Origin of the sequence: Ruegeria sp. HKCCE4148, assembly GCF_017872495.1 — a bacterium.
In the GTDB taxonomy this organism is placed as follows: domain Bacteria; phylum Pseudomonadota; class Alphaproteobacteria; order Rhodobacterales; family Rhodobacteraceae; genus Ruegeria.
Genome location: NZ_JAEDOS010000015.1, coordinates 40,837 through 61,600, shown reverse-complemented (window position 1 = coordinate 61,600; position 20,764 = coordinate 40,837). Strand labels below are relative to the sequence as shown.

Genomic DNA, 20,764 nt, shown 5'->3' with positions numbered 1-20,764 from the left:
GTTTTTCGGCCCGTGAATCACGCAACCAAACGGAAATCAATGGGTCCTGAGCCTAACCTTCAAAGTAATTCAGCAAGTACTGATCAGCTTCGATTAACGAGAGAGTTAGAAAAAGGGTTTGAGACATTTCTTAGAAATGTATCTGGTGTCATGGAGCAATAGAAGAAACAATTTAACAGTTTGAGGAGTGTAAAGATCACGACAACCAGGCATTCTGCAGGGTGAACTGTGTGGCTACTACCGCTTCCGCCTCTTCACATTCCCGCCCCGCTGCCCCGGCCTGCCAGCCGTTGACCGTCCGCGCGACTTCACCGCGTCTTCCGAGGCTTTCTCGACCGCCCATTGCCGTGCCATGGGGTCGTCGGCGACGGCCAGATCGACCGCTTCCAGACGTTTGATCTCGTCCCGGATATTGGCGGCCTCTTCGAATTCCAGGTTTTCGGCGGCCTTACGCATCTTCTCACGCAGCCCGTCCAGGTGCGCTTCCAAATTCGCCCCGTGCATCGGTTTGTCGATGGTGGCGGTGACGCGGTTCATGTCGACGTCGCCTTCGTAGAGACCGGCCAGAACGTCCTCGACATTTTTCTTAACCGTCTCAGGCGTGATGCCGTGTTCTTCGTTATAGGCAAGCTGTTTGGCGCGGCGGCGGTTGGTTTCGTTCAGCGCGCGCTCCATCGAACCGGTGATCTTGTCGGCATACATGATCACCCGACCATCGGCGTTGCGCGCGGCACGACCGATGGTTTGAACCAGAGAAGTCTCGGACCGCAGGAAACCCTCTTTATCCGCGTCCAGAATGGCGACCAGACCGCATTCCGGGATGTCGAGCCCCTCGCGCAGCAGGTTGATGCCGACCAGCACATCGAACGCCCCCAGCCGAAGGTCGCGCAGGATTTCGATGCGTTCCAGAGTGTCGATATCCGAGTGCATGTAACGCACTTTGATGCCCTGTTCGTGCAGGTATTCGGTCAGGTCCTCGGCCATGCGCTTGGTCAGCGTGGTGACCAGCGTGCGGAACCCATTGGCGGCAACTTTGCGCACTTCGTCCAGCAAGTCGTCGACCTGCATGGAGACCGGGCGGATCTCGACCTCGGGGTCCAGCAGGCCGGTGGGGCGGATCACCTGTTCGGTGAAGACGCCGCCGGTCTGTTCGATCTCCCACTTGGCGGGGGTGGCCGAGACGAAGACGGATTGCGGGCGCATGGCGTCCCATTCCTCGAACTTCAGCGGTCGGTTATCCATGCAGGACGGCAGGCGGAACCCGTGTTCAGCCAGCGTGAATTTGCGCCGATAGTCTCCCCGGTACATGCCGCCGATCTGCGGAACGCTGACGTGGGATTCGTCGGCGAAGACGATGGCGTTGTCGGGGATGAATTCGAAAAGGGTCGGGGGCGGTTCACCCGGAGCGCGGCCCGTGAGGTAGCGCGAATAGTTCTCGATCCCGTTGCAGACGCCAGTGGCTTCGAGCATTTCCAGATCGAAATTGGTGCGCTGTTCCAGCCGTTGAGCCTCCAGCAATTTGCCTTCGCCCACCAGTTGGTCCAGCCGGATGCGCAGTTCCTTTTTGATCCCGATGATCGCCTGCTGCATCGTGGGTTTCGGCGTCACGTAGTGCGAGTTCGCGTAGACCCGCACTTGCTCCATCGTGGCAGCGCGTTCTCCGGTCAAAGGGTCGAACTCGGTGATCTGTTCCAGTTCCTCGCCGAAGAACGACAGTTTCCACGCGCGATCCTCAAGGTGGGCGGGCCAGATTTCCAGTGAATCGCCCCGCACCCGGAACGATCCACGCTGAAACGCCTGATCGTTGCGGCGGTATTGCTGGGCGACCAGATCGGCCATCACCTGCCGCTGGTCGTATTCATTGCCGACTTTCAGATCCTGCGTCATCGCCCCATAGGTCTCGACCGAGCCGATACCGTAGATGCAAGACACTGACGCCACGATGATCACATCATCGCGTTCCAGCAGCGCCCGCGTGGCCGAGTGGCGCATCCGGTCGATCTGTTCGTTGATCTGGGATTCTTTCTCAATGTACGTGTCCGAGCGCGGCACATAGGCTTCGGGCTGGTAGTAATCGTAATACGAGACGAAGTATTCCACTGAGTTTTCGGGGAAGAAGCCTTTGAACTCTCCGTAAAGCTGCGCCGCCAGTGTCTTGTTTGGGGCAAGAATGATGGCTGGGCGCTGGGTTTCCTCGATCACCTTGGCCATGGTGAAAGTTTTACCCGTGCCGGTTGCCCCCAGCAGAACCTGATCGCGCTCGCCGTCCAATACGCCGCCAGCCAGTTCCTTGATGGCCGTTGGCTGGTCGCCCGCGGGGTTGAATTCGGTGTGCATCACAAACTGCTTGCCGCCTTCCAGTTTCAGGCGCGCGCGCACATCTTCGGCGGTCAGTTGGGTTTTGTCGGAATGGGCGTAAGGCATCGGCAGGCTCCGCAATCAGGCCCCTACATTTGTTCTTATTTTGTCCGTCTGCAAGGGCTGATCCAGAATCATTGTGCTCTACGCGGCCTGATGTCTTGCGACTGATGATTCATCGAGATGCCTCGCCGTTTGATGTATCTCTGGTTTATCTTAGACTAATGACAATTTCTGACATCAGTGTGGGGGTAAAAGCCGCGACAATTGCAATCTTGCCCCCGGGCACGCTCTGACGCATAAACAGCTCAGCCAAGTGAGTACGGAGAGGCGACATGCGCGCACGGATTTACCAGCCTTCGCGAAACGCGATGACTTCGGGGATGGCCAAGACCCGCAAATGGGTTCTGGAATACGCCCCGGCCTCGGCCCGTGAAGTTGATCCGCTGATGGGCTGGACGTCGTCCAACGATACGCAGACTCAGGTGCGCTTGAAATTCGACACCAAGGAAGAAGCTTTGGATTACGCCAAGGACAACGGCATCGAAGTTCAGGTCAGCGAGCCGCACAAACGTAAGCCAAATCTGCGTGCCCGTGGCTATGGCGAGAACTTTGCTACCGACAGGCGCGGTCCCTGGACTCACTAAATGATCGACATTCGTAAGGCCGACCCGACCTCGGACGCGCTTCGCGCCGTGGTAGATGCGCATTTCTCCCATAGCGAAACGGCAGGCCCTGCCGAAAGCAACCATACAATGGATGCTGAGTCGCTGGCGGGGCCCGGGATTCGGTTTTGGGCGATTTACGAGGGTCAGCAGCCCTTGGGGTGTGGCGCGTTGAAGATGCTGCCGGACGGAACCGCCGAGGTGAAGTCCGTGCACATTCTGGCACAGGCGCGGGGTCGTGGGTTGGCGCGACTGATGATGCAGCACATGGCTGACATTGCGCGCGCCGAGGGGATTGAAGCCCTTGTTCTGGAAACCGGTGCCGCACATCTGGCGGAATATGATGCGGCACGTAAGCTCTACGAGGCTTTGGGTTATTCCTATTGCGAGCCGATCTTTGGGTACGAGGCCGATCCCAACAGCGCATTCATGCGCTTGCCTCTTGAACCCTGCGGGTAAAACCAGCAAGAAGGGCGTAGCGGTCCCTTAGCTCAACTGGATAGAGCAGCTGACTTCTAATCAGCAGGTTGAGGGTTCGAGTCCTTCAGGGATCGCCATTTTCACAAGTTGCGCACTGAAGTACGGCTGCATCTGCGCTTGCAGCCGTGAAAAAGCCCTATAGCAAGGCGGCTCTGACGTTTGCTGGCCTGTGTTCTTGCCAAATCAGAGTTAGCCAAGCCATCAATAGTTTAGGAAGAATAAAGGGGCTGGACGAGGGGGTCATGCCAGCCCCTTTTAAGGGGTCACAGAGTGGTAGTGTGTGTTCCTTAACTGAAACGTACCCTGATTCACCGCGTTCGGAAATTGGGGGATTCCCGTAGATGCGAAAATACGCGGATTTCGGCGTACACGGCATTGCATGAAGACTTCCCCAGGCCCCTTTAGGGCAATCGTTTCGAGAGTTCTGTCGCGAAATCTCAAGTCTGTTGAAAAAAAATATTGCAACCGGTTGCAAAGAGAATCATTGTTACGCCCAATACCAAGATTCGGGAGAGTTGCATGTTGAAGGTAGGTTTGCTGGGCGCTGGGCGCATCGGACGTGTACATGCGCAAGCCATTTCGGCCCATTCAAACAGCAAACTCTGTGCAGTCTCAGACGCTGTACCGGAAGCGGCAGAAAGCCTTGCTAACGAATATGGGGCGCAAGCGCGCGGATCGGATGAGATCATAGCAGACCCCCAAATTGATGCGGTTTTGATCGCAACCCCGACGGATACGCATTCCGACCTGATTGAGACGGCGACCGCTGCTGGCAAGGCGGTTCTGTGTGAAAAGCCAGTTGACCTGAGCCTGGACCGTGCCGTGCAATGTTTAAAAACAGTGTCCGGGCGGGGTAAGCCTGTGATGATTGGGTTTAACCGGCGATTTGACCCGCATTTTTCGGCGCTGAAAGAAAGTTTGGAGGCGGGCGAAGTCGGCACAGCCGAGCTGCTGTCGATTACATCATTTGATCCTGCGCCTCCGCCGGTCAGTTATGTAAAAGTTTCAGGCGGGCTGTTTCGGGACATGATGATTCATGATTTCGACATGGCGAATTTTTTGATGGGGGATGTGCCGCATACCATCTCGGCCGTCGGATCGTCGCTTGTCGACGCCGAGATTGGTGCAGCCGGCGATGTGGATACCGCTGTGGTGACAATGACTTACGCAGATGGTCGTATTGCTGTCATTAAAAACTCGCGCCGCGCGGCCTATGGGTATGATCAACGGGTCGAGTTACTGGGTTCCAAGGGCTTGTTGCAGGTACATAATGCGCTTGAAAATACCGTGGTCAAATCAACGGCCGAGGGCGTTGTTGGGGCGAAGCCAACCTATTTCTTTCTGGAACGCTATATGCCCGCTTACCGGGTAGAATGGGCTGCTTTTGTCAAAGCTGTTGCGAATGGGTCGGACGTGCCGGTTTCGTTGAAGGATGGCGTTGCCGCGCTTGCCATGGCCGAGGCCGCCACCCTGTCAATGCACTCCGGGAAACCGGTTCGGATGGAAGAAGTTTTGAAACCGGTTGCAAAATGATCGAAATTCTTCAAACTTACGTCAGCTCGGTTTTGCGCCGCAGCCAATCAGATTCGGCACAGCCGGATGATCGGGGCTGGTTCCCCGACGGAAGATCAGACTGAAATCATGGGAGGAACCTGAAATGAAGAAATTTGTGAAAGGCGCGCTTGCTGCCGGGGCTCTGGCCCTGGCCACTCCTGCGTTTGCGCAGGAAATCGTGGTTGTGTCACACGGCCAGGCCAACGATGCGTTTTGGAACGTTGTGAAAAACGGGGTCGAGCAGGCCGGTAAGGACGTCGGCGTGAATGTGGAATATCGCGCGCCGGAAACCTTTGACATGGTGGCCATGTCGCAATTGATAGATGCAGCGGTGAACCAGGAGCCTGACGGCCTGATCGTCTCGATCCCGGATGCGGATGCGCTTGGCCCCTCAATTGAACGCGCGGTTGCCGCCGGTATCCCGGTGATCTCGATCAACTCGGGTTCGGATGTCTCGAAAGACCTAGGTGCGCTGCTGCATGTGGGTCAGGACGAATTTGACGCCGGCAAGGCCGCTGGTGAAGAACTGGCAGCTATGGGTGGCAAAACGGCGATCTGTGTGAACCACGAAGTGGGCAACGTTGCGCTGGACCTGCGGTGTGCAGGTTTTGCGGAAGGTTTCGGTGGTGATGTCGAAGTTCTTCCGACCTCGAATGACCCGTCGGAAATCGAGTCGAAAGTTGCCGCTGCTCTGGCTGCAAACGAAGCGGTCGACACTGTGATGGCATTGGGTGCAAGCTCGGCCGGTGAGCCGACCGTTGCAGCCGTCAAAGGCTCGGGCCGGGATGTAAATGTTGCGTCCTTCGACCTGTCGGCCAACTTCCTGCAGTCGATCGCGGACGGCGATGCAGCATTTGCCATCGATCAGCAGCAGTATCTGCAGGGGTACCTGTCGGTGAACTTTATGGGCCTGCACGCGAAATATGGCCTGATGCCCGGCGGCAACGTTCCTTCGGGTCCCAACCTGGTGACTCAGGAGAAGGCCGCTCAGGTGATCGAACTGTCTTCGCAGGGCATTCGCTGACCCATTCCGGAACCTGAACAAATCGGGGCGGCGCAGCAGCGCCGTTCCCACCCAAATGGGAGGAAACGATGAGTGACTCAGCTCAAGTCGCCGGGGACGAAAGGGTCAAAAAAGAACCTTTCATGACCAAACTCATGAAACGGCCCGAACTCGGTGCGATGGCCGGTGTTGTCCTGGTGGTTATCTTTTTTGCCATCACAGCAGACGACTCGATGTTTACCCTGGCCGGGATCATGAACTTCATGACACCTGCGGCGCAGTTGGGAATTCTGGCCATCGGTGCCGCGCTTCTGATGATCGGAGGGGAGTTTGACCTGTCCATCGGCTCGATGGTGGCGTTTGCGGGCCTGTTCTTTGGCGTCTGTGTGGTCACTTGGCAGTTGCCACTGATCGTTGCGATCCCAATGACTTTTATCTTTGCAGCTTTTGTCGGGGCAATAAACGGAAACATCGTGATCCGGTCAGGTCTGCCATCCTTCATCGTGACCCTGGCTTTCCTATTCATTCTGCGCGGTCTGTCGTTGGTTGGCCTGAAGGCCGCCACCGGAGGATCGACGCAGTTGCGTGGCGTTCGTGACGTGGTTGAGAACGACTGGCTGGCTCCGTTCTTTTCAGGCGAGGCTTTCGGCGGCCTGTTTACCTGGCTGGCCGAGAAAGGCATGATCGATACCTTCAAAAGTGGTGCGCCCAAGGTGCCTGGCATCCCGGTTGAAATCCTGTGGTTCATTGTTCTGGCGCTTGCAGCAACTTACGTGCTGCTGCGAACCCCGGCAGGGAACTGGATTTTCGCGTCGGGCGGCGACAGCACGGCGGCGTCAAACTCTGGTGTGCCGGTGAACCGGGTCAAAGTTTCGCTGTTTATGCTGACCGCCTGCTGTGCCGCACTGGTCGCCATCATTACCGTGATCGACGCAGGCTCGACCGACGCACGTCGTGGCTTCCAGAAGGAATTTGAGGCGATCATCGCCGCAGTGATTGGTGGCTGTCTGCTGACAGGCGGTTATGGTTCGGCCATTGGCGCGTTTTTTGGTGCGATCATCTTCGGTATGGTTGTCATCGGTCTGACCTATACAGACTTCGATCAGGACTGGTTCCAGGTTTTCCTTGGCGCGATGCTGTTGATTGCGGTTCTGTTCAACAACGCGATCCGTAAGCGCGTAACCGGGGAGCGCTGATATGACCGAAGATACCAAGTTCCACCACGGCGATGCGGCAGCGGATGTGGCGCCCATCGTCGAAATGAAGAACATCGAAAAGCACTTTGGCAACATCATCGCTTTGGCGGGCGTCAGCTTTGACGTCAAACCGGGAGAATGTCATTGCCTGCTGGGCGACAACGGTGCAGGTAAATCAACCTTCATCAAGACCATGTCGGGCGTGCACAAACCCACCAAGGGCGAGATCTTCTTTGAAGGCAAGCCGCTGCATTTCGACACGCCTCGGGATGCGATGGAGGCGGGCATTGCGACCGTGTTCCAGGATCTGGCCATGATCCCGCTAATGAGTGTCACGCGCAACTTCTTCATGGGTCGCGAACCGACCAAGGGCAAAGGCCTGATGAAGCGGTTCGATGTCGAACAGGCGAATGATGTTTGCATGGAAGAGATGCGCAAAATGGGCATCAACCTGCGTGGGCCGGATCAGGCCGTGGGCACTTTGTCTGGCGGTGAGCGGCAGACCGTCGCCATTGCCCGCGCCGTGTATTTCGGTGCCAAGATTCTGATCTTGGACGAACCGACCTCGGCCCTTGGGGTGCGTCAAACCTCGAATGTTCTGGCAACCATCGACAAGGTGCGCAGCCAGGGGGTTGGTGTGGTCTTCATCAGCCATAACGTGCGCCACGCTTTGGCGGTGGGTGACCGGTTTACCGTGCTGAATCGCGGCAAAACGCTGGGCACGGCGACCCGTGGTGAGATTACCCCCGAACAGTTGCAGGACCTGATGGCCGGTGGTCAGGAAATGGCCGAGCTGGAAGGGTCTTTGGGCGGTACAGTCTAAACTTTGAAAACATGGATGCCCCTCGGGGGGCATCCGACCGGGCGGTGACACCTGAGCTCACACTCAATTCAGGCTTGAGGCATTGGCCTGACATCTTCGTAAAAAAGCAACCTGTGGGCCGCTGGCAGCGGTTTCAAGTTGAAAGGGATCATGATGAGCAAGACAGTCCGACTGACCGCGGCGCAGGCTCTGGTGCGCTATCTTGGGGCGCAGATGAACGAGGCCGGAGAGCCCTTTATCGCAGGTGTCTGGGCCATTTTCGGCCATGGCAATGTTGCCGGGTTGGGTGAGGCGCTGCATGGTGTGAAAGACAGCCTGCCCACCTATCGTGGCCATAACGAACAGACCATGGCGCATTGCGCGATTGCCTATGCCAAGCAACTGGGCCGCAAACGGGCGATGGCTGTGACCTCGTCGATCGGACCGGGGGCGACCAATATGGTTACCGCTGCCGCTCTGGCCCATGTGAACCGCCTGCCTGTTTTGCTGCTGCCCGGCGACGTGTTTGCAACCCGTGGGCCCGATCCAGTGCTTCAGCAACCCGAAGTATTCTCGGATGGAACCATCAGCGCGAATGATTGTTTCCGACCGGTCAGCCGATATTTCGACCGCGTCACGCGCCCGGAACACCTACTGACGGCCCTGCCGCGTGCCTTTCGTACCATGACAGACCCGGCCGACTGCGGCCCGGCCACCTTGGCCTTTTGCCAAGATGTGCAGGCCGAGGCATATGATTATCCCGAAAGCTTCTTCGAGCCGCGCGTCTGGTATCAGCGTCGCATTCGCCCGGATGAGGGTGAGCTGGCGCGGGCTGTGGCGGCAATCAAGGCGGCCAAACGCCCTGTGATCGTCGCGGGAGGCGGCGTGCATTATTCGGACGCAACCGCCGCGCTACAAAGCTTTGCCGAGGCGCACAACATCCCGGTGGCCGAAACACAGGCGGGCAAATCCGCATTGGCATGGGATCATCCGCTGAACGTCGGACCCATTGGTGTGACCGGTGGCGAACCCGCCAACAACATCTGCGCCGAGGCTGACCTTGTGCTGGGCGTTGGTACCCGTTTTCAGGATTTCACCACCGGGTCTTGGGGCTTGTTTGCCAACCCCGAGCGGGCTCTGATCAGTTTGAACACCGCGGCCTACGACGCCGAAAAGCACGGGGCGATGCCGCTGCAATCTGACGCGCGCGTTGGTCTGAATGAACTGGCCGAAGCGCTGGGTAACCATCGTGCGCCGGACCTGCCTGCGACGTTGAAGTCCGATTGGTTTGGCAAGGTTGATGCGCTTACCGATGCACCAAAGGACAGCAACGCGCTGCCGACGGATATGCAGGTGATCGGCGCGGTACAGCGGGCGGCCGATGCAAACACCGTTGCGATGTGTGCCGCAGGCACAATGCCGGGTGAGTTGCACAAGCTTTGGAAAGCACCGGGCCCTGGGGCTTATCACATGGAATACGGTTTCAGCTGCATGGGCTATGAAATCGCGGGCGCGATGGGGATCAAAATGGCCCACCCGGACCGGGATGTGATCTGCTTTACCGGTGACGGCACCTATATGATGGCGAATTCCGAAATGGCGACGGCGGCGATGATGGGGATTTCCTTCACCGTTGTTGTTACCGACAACCGAGGTTTCGGCTGCATCAACCGCTTGCAGATGGGCACGGGCGGGGCGGAGTTTAACAACCTTCTCGACCACACAGTCCACGAAACGGCTTCTGCCATCGACTTTGCAGCCCATGCGGCAGCGATGGGGGCGACCTCGGTCAAGGTCAGCTCGATTGCCGAGCTTGAGGACGCGCTGGCCAAACGTTCAGACGTCAAAGGCCCATACGTTGTGGTGATCGACACCGACCCGTACCCCTCGACCGAATATGGCGGAACGTGGTGGGAAGTGGCTGTGCCCGAGGTCAGCATCCGACCCGAAGTGAATGAAAAACGCGCGGCTTATGAGGTCGCCATCAAGGAAAGAAACACGAAATGAGCGTGAAGATCGGTATCTCTCCGATTGCTTGGCAGAATGACGACCTGCCTGATCTGACTGCGGCCTATACGATGGAGCAGGCGCTGAAAGAAGCGCGCGAGATTGGCTATACCGGCGTCGAGCGCGGCCAGCGGATGCCCGGCGACACCGAAGGCTTGCGTGCCTATCTGGACGCCAACGACATCGCGCTTTGTGGCGGATGGTGTTCGGGCGCAACCTTAGTCAACGACTTTGATGCAGAGGTTGCGGCTGTTCGTGAGCAAGTTGAGCAGTTTGTTGCGCTGAACAGCCCGTGCATCGTTTATGCCGAATGCTCCAATACCGTTCAGGGGCAGATTGGAACGCCGGTTAATGCCCGCCCCAGATTGTCCAAAGACGAGGTTCTGGCCTATGCGGCCAAGCTGAGCGAGTTGGCCAAGTGGACGGCAGATCAGGGTATGCCGATGGCGTATCACCATCACATGGGCACGATCATCGAAAGCGAGGATGAGGTAAACTGGCTGATGGAAGGCTCGGGTCCCGAACTGAAGCTGTGTTTCGATACCGGCCATTTGCTGTTTGGCGGTGGCGACGTGATGGCTACGCTGAACCGCTGGGGTGACCGGGTGCATCACGTTCACTTCAAAGACATCCGCCCTGACGTTGTGCAGGACACGCGTGAGAACAACCGCAGCTTCCTTGATGCAGTGATCGCAGGTGCCTTTACGGTACCCGGCGATGGCTGCATCGATTTTCAGGCTGTGGCCAATGCATTGAAAGCGATGGATTACAACGGTTGGATCGTGGTCGAGGCAGAACAAGACCCCGCCAAGGCGCCGCCCTACGAGTACTCCAAAATGGGATACGATCACATCGTCGAGGTTTGCGGCAAAGCAGGTTTGGAAATCAGCGCTTAAATCATCGCCCCACGGGGCAACACCGAAGCCATGAGAGAGGAGTATGTCATGGTCCATCAAGAACTTGGGTATGTCGGCTATTTCGACCGGGAATCCTGCGATCTGGATGAATTCAAGGTGTTGACCTCACAAAACCTGACAGCCGATGCGGTCCCACACACGGCGTCGGTGGAAAAGAACGTGCCAGTCTACGATATGCACGCTCTGCGTCCTGCGTTGGAGAGGGCGGATGAAAGAAGATCTCTGCTGGCAGAATGGGCGCGCGTGCTGGACAAGTCGGCGGGCGTAGTTGTTCTTAAGGGCGCTTTTGCGGACACGTCCGTGATCGATCGGGCGACTGACGTTTTCCAACAGATTATTGAAGAAGAACGTCAGGGCGCGGGTGGGGAAGGTGACCATTTTGCGGCCTCGGGCGCAAATGACCGAATTTGGAATGCGCTGCAAAAACAGTGCTTTCGCGACCCCGAAGGCTTTGCACTTTATTTCGGGAATGTGGCCATTGCTGCGGCCTGTGAAGCATGGCTGGGGCCAAATTACCAAGTGACCGCGCAGGTCAATCAGGTGCGCCCGGGCGGTAAAGCTCAGCAGGCGCATCGGGATTACCATTTGGGCTTCCAAACGGCCGAGAGCGCTGCGCGGTATCCGGCGCATGCCCATCTGGTGACAGCGTCGCTGACCTTGCAGGGGGCAGTTGCGCATTGTGACATGCCAGTGGAAAGCGGACCAACCAAACTGTTGCCGTTCTCTCAGCTTTACCCACCGGGATACCTGGCTTTTCACGACGCAGCTCACCGCGCATATTTCGAGGAAAACTACATTCAGTTGCCGCTTGAAAAGGGTGACGCCGTTTTCTTCAACCCGGCGTTGTTTCATGCGGCGGGTGAGAACAGCAGCGCGGATATTCAGCGGATGGCGAACCTTCTGCAGATATCATCCCCTTTCGGGCGCGCGATGGAGATGATTGATCGGCATGCCATGTCGCTGGCAGTGTTCTCGTCCCTTGCCGCTCTGAAGCAACGTGGAGAGCTGGGCACGGCAGAGTTGGATGCAGCGATTGCCGCAACTGCTGAGGGCTATCCGTTTCCGACCAACCTGGACACGGACCCACCGGTTGGCGGCAACGCGCCCGACAGTCAGGCTGATATTTTGCACCAAGCTGTATCGGATGGCTGGACCAAGGCACAGCTGTCTGACGCGCTGTCCGCCTTGCAATCACGACAGGCCGCCTAAGGCCTAAACGGGCGGGCCTGAAAGCCCGCCCCAATAAGGAGAAAAAGAATGGCTGACCTGCTCAAGAAACCTTTCGGAACCCGTGGCAAGGTGCATGACATCACGCCTGCCAGCGCCGGATGGCGGTACGTGGGTTTTGGGTTGTATCACCTAAAGGCCGGGGACCGGGCAGCCGAGGTCACGGGGGACCGCGAAGTCATTCTGGTGATGGTCGAAGGCAAGGCGAAAATCACCGGGGCAGGTCAGGATTGGGGTGTGTTGGGCGAGCGGATGAACGTATTCGAAAAGACGCCACCGCATTGTCTGTACCTGCCCAACGGCACCGAATGGGAAGCTGTCGCCGAGACCGATTGCGTTTTGGCCGTCTGCTCAGCGCCGGGCAAGGGCGGTCATCAAGCGCGCCGGATCGGGCCTGATGGCATCACGCTCACCGAACGTGGCAAGGGTGTGAACACGCGATATATCAACAACATCGCGATGGAGAACGAGGACTATACCGATAGCCTGCTGGTGACAGAGGTCTTCACACCAAACGGGCACTGGTCTTCGTACCCCAGTCATCGCCATGACGAGGATGATTTCCCCAGGATCACCTATCTGGAAGAGACCTACTACCATCGGCTCAACCCTGCGAACGGGTTCGGGATACAGCGCGTTTATACCGATGACGGTCAGCTGGATGAAACGATGGCCGTATCCGATGGCGATGTTGTGACCGTCCCGCGCGGTCATCACCCTTGCGGCGCACCCTATGGGTTTGAGATGTACTATCTGAACGTCATGGCGGGACCTCTGCGGAAATGGCGATTTGTACCGGCCCCCGAGGTCGAATGGATCATGGAGCGTGACGGATGAGCAAAGATTTCGCCAATTACCCATGCCTTGCAGGAAAGACGGTTTTCATTACAGGAGGGGCCGGGGGGATTGGTGCGGAAACTGTTCGGGCCTTTGCCGAACAAGGGGCAAAGGTCGGGTTTCTGGACCTCAATGCGGATGCCGGACTTGCCTTGTTGTCGGATCTAGAGGGCGAGCACGCGTTTGCCCAATGCGATTTGCGCGACATTGAGGCGATGAACGCCGCGATGGGGCAATTGGTTGAAGAGTTGGGCGAAGCGGATGTGTTGGTCAACAATGCCGCCCATGATGACCGCCACGACTGGCGCGATGTGACGCCCGAGTATTGGGATGAGCGTATGGCGACCAATATTCGCCACATGTTTTTTGCCATTCAGTCGGTGGCTCCCAGCATGATTGCGAAGGGTGCGGGTTCGATCATAAATATCGGGTCGAATTCATGGTGGGAGGCCGGAGCGGGTTTTCCCGCTTATGCCACCGCCAAATCCGCAGTCCACGGCCTGACACGGACCATGGCGCGCGAGTTGGGGGATCACCGCATTCGCGTGAATGCGGTCGTGCCCGGCTGGATCATGACCGACCGTCAGAAAGACCTGTGGGTCACGCCCGAAGCGCTGGCCAAGCAGGTGGACCGGCAGTGCCTGCCGGACCCGATTGAACCGGTTTATGTCGCCCGAATGGTTCTGTTTTTAGCTTCAGACGACGCAGCCATGTGCAGCGCCGGGAACTTCATGGTCGAGGGCGGTTCGATCTGAACCTTTTGGGAAATTGGAGCGTTCACATGTCTCAACCCTTTCAGCTTGCGGCATGTGCCGAGATGCTGTGGCCGGACAAACCCATGGACTGGCGTGCCGCGCGCCTGACCGAGATGGGGTTTGGTGTGGGGCTTTGGAACTGGCCAGATTGGGATCTGGGCAAGCTGGAACGCGTTGGTGCGAACTATACGATCATGAACGGGTATCTTCAGGGTCGCCTTGCGGACCAAGAAGGCGCTGACATGTTGCTGCGATCCGCGCGCGAGACAGCTCAGATCGGTAAGCGCCTGGGCGTGGATCGTCTGAACCTGCACGGTACAGGCTTGGGAGATGGTGGAATTCCAATCCGGCAGTACGAGGTCGTGACCGGAGACATGTGGCTGAAGGCACGGGACACATTGCAACGCATCTGTGATCTGGCAGAGCAGGAAGATGTTGTTTTTACGTTGGAAAATCTGAACCCGCTGGACCATCCCGGCTGTCCTTTTGGGTCGACCGGGGATGTTCTGGCGCTTGTGTCCTCGGTCAATCATTCACACCTGCGCATCAATCTGGATCTATACCATACGCAGATCGGTGAAGGGGATCTTGTCCGTTGGTGCAAGAAATGCCTGCCATGGATCGGTGAAGTTCAGGTTGCTGACAATCCCGGCCGGTGTGAACCCGGAACTGGAGAGATCAATTATGCCGCCGTTGCACGGGCGTTGGATGACATGGGGTATCGCGGACCTGTCGGCCTAGAGGCTTTTGCGGCGGGCGACCCGGAAACGGCGCTTGAGGCCTTCCGGGCTGCCTTTACAATTTAAGCATGTTTGGGCGCTTTATCTTTGAGGTGGCGCGCCAAAGGCACGGATCACGGTGCGGGCAGCGGCCTCGACCGGGTCGTGGGTTTCCTTCAGTATGGTGACCCGATCAAACCTTTCAGGATCACGATTGACGGCGTCACGCATGGCGTGACCAAACGCCATGCGCAGTTCCGTTCCGATGTTGAACTTGCAAATCGAGGTCTCTCGCGCCAGTTTCATGCGCTGTTCCACCGGCACGCCTGACCCGCCGTGAATGACCAAAGGCACCTCGGTCAAGGCATCAATCTCGGCGATGCGCGCCTCATCCAAGCCCCCTTCTTTGTTCTGCTGCAAGTGAACATTGCCGACTGAAATCGCCATCGCGTCCACCCCGCTTTCACGAGCAAATATAGCGGCTTCCTCGGGGTCCGTTCCGTTCGATCCTTCGCCGCCAGAATATCCGACAAAGCCGATTTCGCCCTCGCAGGAAATCCCCGCTGCGTGGGCCATTTCGGCAATCGCGGCGGTCTCGTCGATGTTCTGTTGAAGCGGCTTGCGCGACCCATCGAACATCAGGGACGTAAACCCACTGTCCAGCGCGATCTTGCAGTCTTCATATGTGTAACCATGGTCCAGATGCGCAACGACTGGAACCGAAGCGTTTTCGGCCAGATAGCGGAACATTTTGCCCAGAATGGGCAGTGGTGTGTATTCGCGACAGCTGGGTCCGGCTTGCAGGATCACTGGCGCATTCTCGGCTTCGGCAGCGGCCACGTAAGCGCGCATGTCCTCCCAACCGAGTGTAACCAGCCCGCCAACGGCGTAACCCTGTTCATAGGCAGGTTGCAGGACGTCTTTCAGTGTGACCAGGGTCATTTGAACTTCGCGATCATGTCTTTGATGCCTGGGATTGTTTCGATCTGATAGGCATGTGTGGGTTGGAAATACTGCACCAGCGAGCGTTGGCTCAGCCCGCCGAGGATGGTGAAGTAATACATCTCATACCCCGGCAGAACGCAGCAGGGATGGTAGCCCTTGTCGATGCAGATCGTGGAGCCATCGACGATGTGATAGGCGTCGCCGGGCTCGTTGTCCTCGCGTTGCAGCATCTGTAGCCCCGAACCCCAGTTGGGTTTGAAACGGAAATTATAGGTCTCGTCGTGTCGCGTTTCGTCCGGCAGGCGGTTGGTGTCGTGCTTGTGGCTGGGAAACCCCGACCAGCCGCCCTGACCGACGGTAAACAGCTCACTCACCAACAGGCGACCGACTTTGTCGTGTTGCTTTTGGCCTAGTATGTGCTTGATCTTACGGTGTGTTTTGGTGTCGTCGCTGCCGTATTGTACAAGGTCATGATCACGCACATCGAACGGGTCCAGGACCTTGTCGTATTTGGCGCCGGCAATGAACACTTCGGTTTCATCCGACACGCAGGCCATCTGCACTTTCGCACCGACGGGCACATAAACGCCCTCGGGTTCTCCATCCCAGACATCTTCGCCCCGGTTGCCCAGCTTCGGGAAGGCAACGCCTTCGACGTCCACATCGACGCTGCCGGTGGCTGGCACGATGCAGGTCTCGTAGCCGGGAACCTGATATTCGAACGCCTCGCTCTTTTTCAGTTTGACGATGTTGAAATAGTTCAGCGGGACCGCTGGGTCATCGATGTCAACGATGGGTTTGTTCTGATTGTCAAAGGGCGCGATGTGCATGGGAGTCTCCTATGTGGTCGGGCCGGGGTGTGAGGCAAGGAACGCGTCCAGTTCAGCGGTCGTGGGCATGGCGGGCGCACAGCCCGGTTGAGACACCACAATCGATGCGCAGGCTGAGCCGCGCATGACAGCATCCTTCAGGTCATGGCCCGCGGCAATAGAGGCCAGCAGTCCCGCCATAAAACTGTCGCCTGCCCCATTGGGTTTGACAGCGGTGACCGGATAGATGCCGGTTTCAATCTCTTGCCCGTCCACCAACGTGACGGCACCTTTTTCGCCCATTTTGTAGATGACGATCCGACCGGGTTTTTCCGCCAGCTCTTTGGCCTTGGCAAAGCCCTTGTCGATACCGCCAGCCATGAACCCGAACTCTTCGTCATTGCCGACGATCAGATCGCTGGCTTCACCGGCCCGTGACAGGACCTCGGCGGCCACCTCGGGCGAAGGCCAGCTATAGGGGCGGTAGTCGATATCGAAGATGATTGGCAGGTCAACGGCTCGGGCGTTTTCGAACGCACGGAATGTGGCGCTGCGCGATGGTTCGGAGGCAAAGACTGTGCCTGCCGATATGACTGCCGAAAAGGACGAATAATCAACCTTGTCCATGTCCTCTTCAGTGACCTGAAAATCGACAGCCCCATTGCGGTAGATGACATTCTGAAAGTTCTCGATCCGGCTTTCGTAGACGGCCAAAGACATGCGGTATTCGCCGCCCAAAACGCGGATATAGGTGGTGTCTACGCCATAGTGGCGCAGACGGTTCAGGCAGAAGCGACCGACCGCATCGTCTGAGACTGACGTGATCAGAGAGGCCTGACTGCCCAGTTTAACCAATCCGGCGCAAATGTTCGCGGATGAACCACCCAGATCGGCATGGAACGTGTCGGCATCCTCGCTTTTGACGCCGATCGGATCTGCATACAGGTCCATTCCTGCGCGTCCCAGAACGGCAAAGCGGTTTCCTTTGATACCGTCTATCAGAGCGCTCAAGTCATGTCCTCCGGTAAAGTGGGTCGGCAAAGTTTGGACCTTGCGTTGAATCGATTCACACGATACTCATTTTGCAACCGGTTGCAAATAATATGTTCGGAGCCGTTGCAGATGCCTGAAATCGGAATTGGAATTGTGGGTGGCGGCTATATGGGCAAGGCTCATTCCGTTGCCATGTCGGCCGTTGGCGCGGTTTTTAACACCGCATTGAGGCCCCGGCTTGAGGTCATTTGTGCATCCAGCCCCGAAAGCGCCGAACGTTACCGGACGGCCTATTGTTTTGCGCGCGCGACCGACGATTGGCGCGTTTTGGTGGAAGACCCGAGGGTCGAGGCCATTGTGATCGCTTCACCGCAATCCACGCATCGTCAGATCGCCGAAGCAGCCTTTAGTCTGGGCAAGCCCGTGTTGTGTGAAAAGCCTTTGGGTGCATCACTTGAAGACAGTCAGGCCATGGTAGCAGCGGCCGATGCTGCAGGCGCTGTGAACATGGTAGGGTTCAACTATATTCGCACACCCGCCAGCCAGTATGCCCGCCAGCTTATAGTCGATGGAGAGATCGGCGACATCACGTGGTTCCGGGGTGAGCACACCGAAGACTTTTACGCCGATCCTCAGGCACCAGCCACGTGGCGGACAACGGGCATGGCCAATGGCACAATAGGAGATCTTGCGCCGCATATGGTGAACGGAGCGATGGCCCTGGTTGGTCCGATTGCGCAGGTGATGGCCGATGTGGAAACCGTGCATAAAACTCGGCCAGGTGGTGAGGTCACAAATGACGACCATGCCCAGATGATGTGCCGGTTCGAAAACGGCGTTATGGGCAACCTGTATTTCAGCCGCGTCGCGACGGGCCGTAAAATGGGCTATGCTTATGAAATATCAGGCACAAAAGGCGCAATCCGGTTCGATCAGGAAGACCAGAACGCGCTTTGGCTGTATAAGCGAGAGGGGCCCGAAGCTGCGCGCGGGTTCACTAAGATCCTGACAGGTCCTGCGCACCCGGACTACGAACCTTTCTGTCAGGGCCCTGGTCATGGCACCGGCTATCAGGACCAGATCATCATCGAGGCTAAGGACTTCCTTCAGGCTATCCATACCGGAGAAGCGATTTGGCCAACCTTCCGTGATGGGCATGAGGTAAACCGCGTTCTGGCCGCCGCCTTGGCGTCGTCAGACCAGCGGCAATGGAAAGACATCAGCGATTTCTGATCGCTCAATCTATGAAATTCTAAAGAGAGACGATGACCATGGCTAAGTTGAGATGGGGCATGATCGGGGGCGGTGAAGGCAGCCAGATTGGGCCTGCCCATCGCTTGGGTGCTCAGGCTGACGGACTGTTTGAATTTGCTGCTGGCGCGCTGGATCACCGGCCCGAAGCGGGCCGCGAGTATGCGCAACGACTGGGCGTTGCTGCCGATCGCGCCTATGGCAACTGGCAAGAGATGCTGGCGAGCGAGAAAGACCGGGATGATCGAATTGATCTGGTGACCATCGCCACGCCAAACTCGACCCATTTCGAGATCGCCAAGGCGTATCTCGAGGCGGGCTTCAACGTGTTGTGCGAAAAGCCGATGACCATGACGGTAGAAGAGGGCGAAGAGATCGTCCGCGTCGCTGAAGCTTCGGGCAAGATCTGCGCGGTGAACTACTGCTATTCCGCGTACCCAATGGTACGTCAGGCCCGCGCGATGGTGCGTGCAGGCGACATCGGTAAGGTGCGTCTGGTCGTTACCAATTTCAGCCATGGTCATCATGGCGATGCGACCGACGCAGACAACCCGCGTGTTCGCTGGCGCTATGATCCTGCGATGGCAGGTGTCTCGGGGCAGTTTGCCGATTGCGGTATCCATGCACTGCACATGGCCAGCTTTATCTGCGATGACGAGGTGAAGACCCTTTCCGCCGATCTGACCTCGACCATCGCCAGTCGTGAACTGGAAGACGATGCAATGATCAACTTCCGGATGGAAGGCGGCACAGTCGGGCGTCTCTGGACGTCATCGGTGGCAATCGGGCGGCAACATGGCTTTGATATTCAGGTTTTTGGGGAAACCGGCGGGCTGCGCTGGGCATCCGAGCAACCTAATCAGTTGATCTATACCCCGGTGGGTGGGCGTACCCAGATCATCGAAAAGGGCGAGGGCGGTCTTCACGACGAGGTTCAGCGATTGTCTCGGGTCGCAATCGCGCACCCAGAAGGGTTCCCTTTGGCCGTAGCCAACATCTATTTCGATCTGGCCGATGCAATTCGCGGTGAAAGCCGGGATGGCTTGCCCGGAGCCGCAGATGGTGTCAGGTCCATCGCAGCTGTCCATGCGGCTGTTGCTTCGGGCAAAGCGGATGGTGCGTGGCAGGATGCCCGTCCACCAATGTTTCGCTGATCAGGGGCGGGGCCGCAACGTGCCCCGCTCAATCACCCGGCAAGGGAAAATACGGGCCTCGGGATAGCGCTGGGGCTCTTTCAACATCTCGACAACCAGATCGACGGATGAGGTAATGATCTGCTTGATCGGCTGGTGAATCGTCGTCAGATCGATGCTTTCCCAGCGCGACATTTCCATGTCGTTCAGGCCGATGATTCCGACATCTTTGCCCGGCCGCAAACTGTGATCTTTCAACGCTGACAGTGCGCCAATCGACAGGATGTCGTCGCCACAGAAATAAGCTTGGGCCGGATTATTGGCCAACAGCCCCAGCATCTCGGTCCGCCCTGCCTCGAAAGAGTAAGCCCCTGCGAAGCAATAGCTTACTTCAATCTCCGGGTGGTCTGCCAGTTCCTCCATGAAACCGCGATGCCGATCCAGGGCCGATGTTGCATCCTCAGGTCCGCCCAGATAACCGACACGCGTGTACCCACGCGCCACAAATTCGCGGGCGGCCATACGTCCGCATTCCACGTTGTCGATGCCCACGACATGCACTTCGGGCGAAGTGGCCGAGCGTCCAAATGTATGCACCACCGGCACGCCGGCATCATGAAACGCCTTGGCAAAGCTAGGTGGCAGCGTCGACGACGCCACGATGGCCGCATCCACCGAATATTGCCGCAGCATTCGGACCGAATTGGCGGGCTCGGTCTCGTCCGTCAGGTTCACGATCAACGGACGCAGGCCGCGTTCCTGCAAGGCACGCGTGAACTGATCGAAGACTTCAAGAAAAATGGGGTTGTGAAAGTTGTTCGAAATCAACCCGATCAGTTTAGTGCGCCCGGTGGTCAGCGACGAGGCAAGTGCATTCGGGCTGTAGCCAAGTTCGCGGGCTGCTTTTTCGACCTTGCTGCGTGTTTTTGCCGAGACCGAAGCGCCTTCGGTGAACGTGCGCGAGACAGCAGATCGCGATACGCCTGCAAGGGCAGCGACGTCTTTTAAGGTCACGCTCACGGGTGGCGTCTCCAACGGCAAAAGGAAAGGGATTTTGAGGTGGTTTTCATTGCCAGATCATTATGCAGTTTCGGTCAACTCCCGCAACCGGTT

General features: G+C 57.6%; 19 protein-coding genes and 1 tRNA gene. 15 read left to right on the top strand and 5 right to left on the bottom strand.

Annotated elements, in window-relative coordinates; genetic code table 11:
- Positions 1-237 precede the first annotated feature (237 nt).
- Entirely contained in the window at positions 238-2,424 is a 2,187-nt protein-coding gene (uvrB, locus tag I9187_RS21005) for an excinuclease ABC subunit UvrB (protein WP_171179317.1), read from the bottom strand.
- 269 nt (positions 2,425-2,693) lie between these two features.
- Between uvrB and I9187_RS21000 the strand changes: the two genes are divergently transcribed.
- From I9187_RS21000 to I9187_RS20940, 13 genes are all read left to right on the top strand, one after another.
- The gene (locus I9187_RS21000; RefSeq protein WP_171105518.1) at positions 2,694-3,005 is read left to right on the top strand and encodes an ETC complex I subunit; all 312 of its coding nucleotides are present in this window, start codon (positions 2,694-2,696) and stop codon (positions 3,003-3,005) included.
- Positions 3,006-3,482 carry a GNAT family N-acetyltransferase gene (locus I9187_RS20995; protein WP_171179319.1) on the top strand — a complete coding sequence of 159 codons (477 nt, stop codon included), beginning with the start codon at positions 3,006-3,008 and terminating at the stop codon, positions 3,480-3,482.
- A 21-nt stretch (positions 3,483-3,503) separates the two neighbouring features.
- Positions 3,504-3,580, top strand: a tRNA-Arg gene (locus I9187_RS20990).
- Positions 3,581-4,022: 442 nt separating this feature from the next.
- Positions 4,023-5,036 (top strand): inositol 2-dehydrogenase, encoded by a 1,014-nt coding sequence (gene iolG / locus I9187_RS20985; protein WP_171179321.1) that lies wholly within the window; start codon positions 4,023-4,025, stop codon positions 5,034-5,036.
- 124 nt (positions 5,037-5,160) lie between these two features.
- Positions 5,161-6,081, top strand: a complete 921-nt coding sequence (locus I9187_RS20980) for a sugar ABC transporter substrate-binding protein (RefSeq protein WP_171239051.1) — start codon at positions 5,161-5,163, stop codon at positions 6,079-6,081.
- 68 nt (positions 6,082-6,149) lie between these two features.
- A complete protein-coding gene (locus I9187_RS20975; RefSeq protein WP_171179325.1) occupies positions 6,150-7,256 on the top strand; it encodes an ABC transporter permease in 1,107 nt (368 codons plus the stop codon).
- 1 nt (position 7,257) lies between these two features.
- A complete protein-coding gene (locus I9187_RS20970) occupies positions 7,258-8,079 on the top strand; it encodes an ATP-binding cassette domain-containing protein (protein ID WP_171179327.1) in 822 nt (273 codons plus the stop codon).
- Between the two features lie 153 nt (positions 8,080-8,232).
- The gene (gene iolD / locus I9187_RS20965; protein WP_171179329.1) at positions 8,233-10,065 is read left to right on the top strand and encodes a 3D-(3,5/4)-trihydroxycyclohexane-1,2-dione acylhydrolase (decyclizing); all 1,833 of its coding nucleotides are present in this window, start codon (positions 8,233-8,235) and stop codon (positions 10,063-10,065) included.
- Complete coding sequence (gene iolE, locus I9187_RS20960) at positions 10,062-10,961, top strand: myo-inosose-2 dehydratase (protein ID WP_171179331.1); 900 nt, start codon at positions 10,062-10,064, stop codon at positions 10,959-10,961. Before iolD ends, iolE begins: the two co-directional genes overlap by 4 nt.
- A gap of 48 nt (positions 10,962-11,009) precedes the next feature.
- A complete protein-coding gene (locus I9187_RS20955; protein ID WP_171179332.1) occupies positions 11,010-12,191 on the top strand; it encodes a phytanoyl-CoA dioxygenase family protein in 1,182 nt (393 codons plus the stop codon).
- A 48-nt stretch (positions 12,192-12,239) separates the two neighbouring features.
- Positions 12,240-13,046, top strand: a complete 807-nt coding sequence (iolB, locus tag I9187_RS20950; RefSeq protein WP_171179334.1) for a 5-deoxy-glucuronate isomerase — start codon at positions 12,240-12,242, stop codon at positions 13,044-13,046.
- A complete protein-coding gene (locus tag I9187_RS20945; protein WP_171179336.1) occupies positions 13,043-13,801 on the top strand; it encodes an SDR family oxidoreductase in 759 nt (252 codons plus the stop codon). The genes iolB and I9187_RS20945 overlap by 4 nt, the downstream gene beginning before the upstream one ends.
- A 26-nt stretch (positions 13,802-13,827) precedes the next feature.
- The gene (locus tag I9187_RS20940) at positions 13,828-14,607 is read left to right on the top strand and encodes a TIM barrel protein (RefSeq protein ID WP_171179338.1); all 780 of its coding nucleotides are present in this window, start codon (positions 13,828-13,830) and stop codon (positions 14,605-14,607) included.
- 15 nt (positions 14,608-14,622) lie between these two features.
- Here the strand turns inward: I9187_RS20940 and I9187_RS20935 are convergent, their stop codons facing one another.
- Genes I9187_RS20935 through iolC form a run of 3 tightly spaced genes read right to left on the bottom strand, consistent with a single transcriptional unit; the run spans position 14,623 to position 17,285 of the window.
- Positions 14,623-15,462: a class II fructose-bisphosphate aldolase gene (locus I9187_RS20935; RefSeq protein ID WP_171179340.1), complete on the bottom strand. Its 840-nt coding sequence runs from the start codon at positions 15,460-15,462 to the stop codon at positions 14,623-14,625.
- Positions 15,459-16,295: a 5-deoxy-glucuronate isomerase gene (locus I9187_RS20930; RefSeq protein ID WP_171239049.1), complete on the bottom strand. Its 837-nt coding sequence runs from the start codon at positions 16,293-16,295 to the stop codon at positions 15,459-15,461. Before I9187_RS20930 ends, I9187_RS20935 begins: the two co-directional genes overlap by 4 nt.
- 9 nt (positions 16,296-16,304) lie before the next feature.
- Entirely contained in the window at positions 16,305-17,285 is a 981-nt protein-coding gene (iolC, locus tag I9187_RS20925) for a 5-dehydro-2-deoxygluconokinase (RefSeq protein WP_171179345.1), read from the bottom strand.
- Positions 17,286-17,396: 111 nt separating this feature from the next.
- Between iolC and I9187_RS20920 the strand changes: the two genes are divergently transcribed.
- Together I9187_RS20920 and I9187_RS20915 are read left to right on the top strand one after the other, a co-directional pair.
- Positions 17,397-18,500, top strand: a complete 1,104-nt coding sequence (locus I9187_RS20920) for a Gfo/Idh/MocA family oxidoreductase (protein ID WP_171179347.1) — start codon at positions 17,397-17,399, stop codon at positions 18,498-18,500.
- Positions 18,501-18,538: 38 nt separating this feature from the next.
- Positions 18,539-19,672 (top strand): Gfo/Idh/MocA family oxidoreductase, encoded by a 1,134-nt coding sequence (locus I9187_RS20915; protein WP_209940326.1) that lies wholly within the window; start codon positions 18,539-18,541, stop codon positions 19,670-19,672.
- On the opposite strand, the gene I9187_RS20910 is transcribed toward I9187_RS20915, so the two are convergent.
- Complete coding sequence (locus I9187_RS20910) at positions 19,673-20,671, bottom strand: LacI family DNA-binding transcriptional regulator (RefSeq protein WP_171179351.1); 999 nt, start codon at positions 20,669-20,671, stop codon at positions 19,673-19,675.
- Positions 20,672-20,764: the final 93 nt, after the last annotated feature.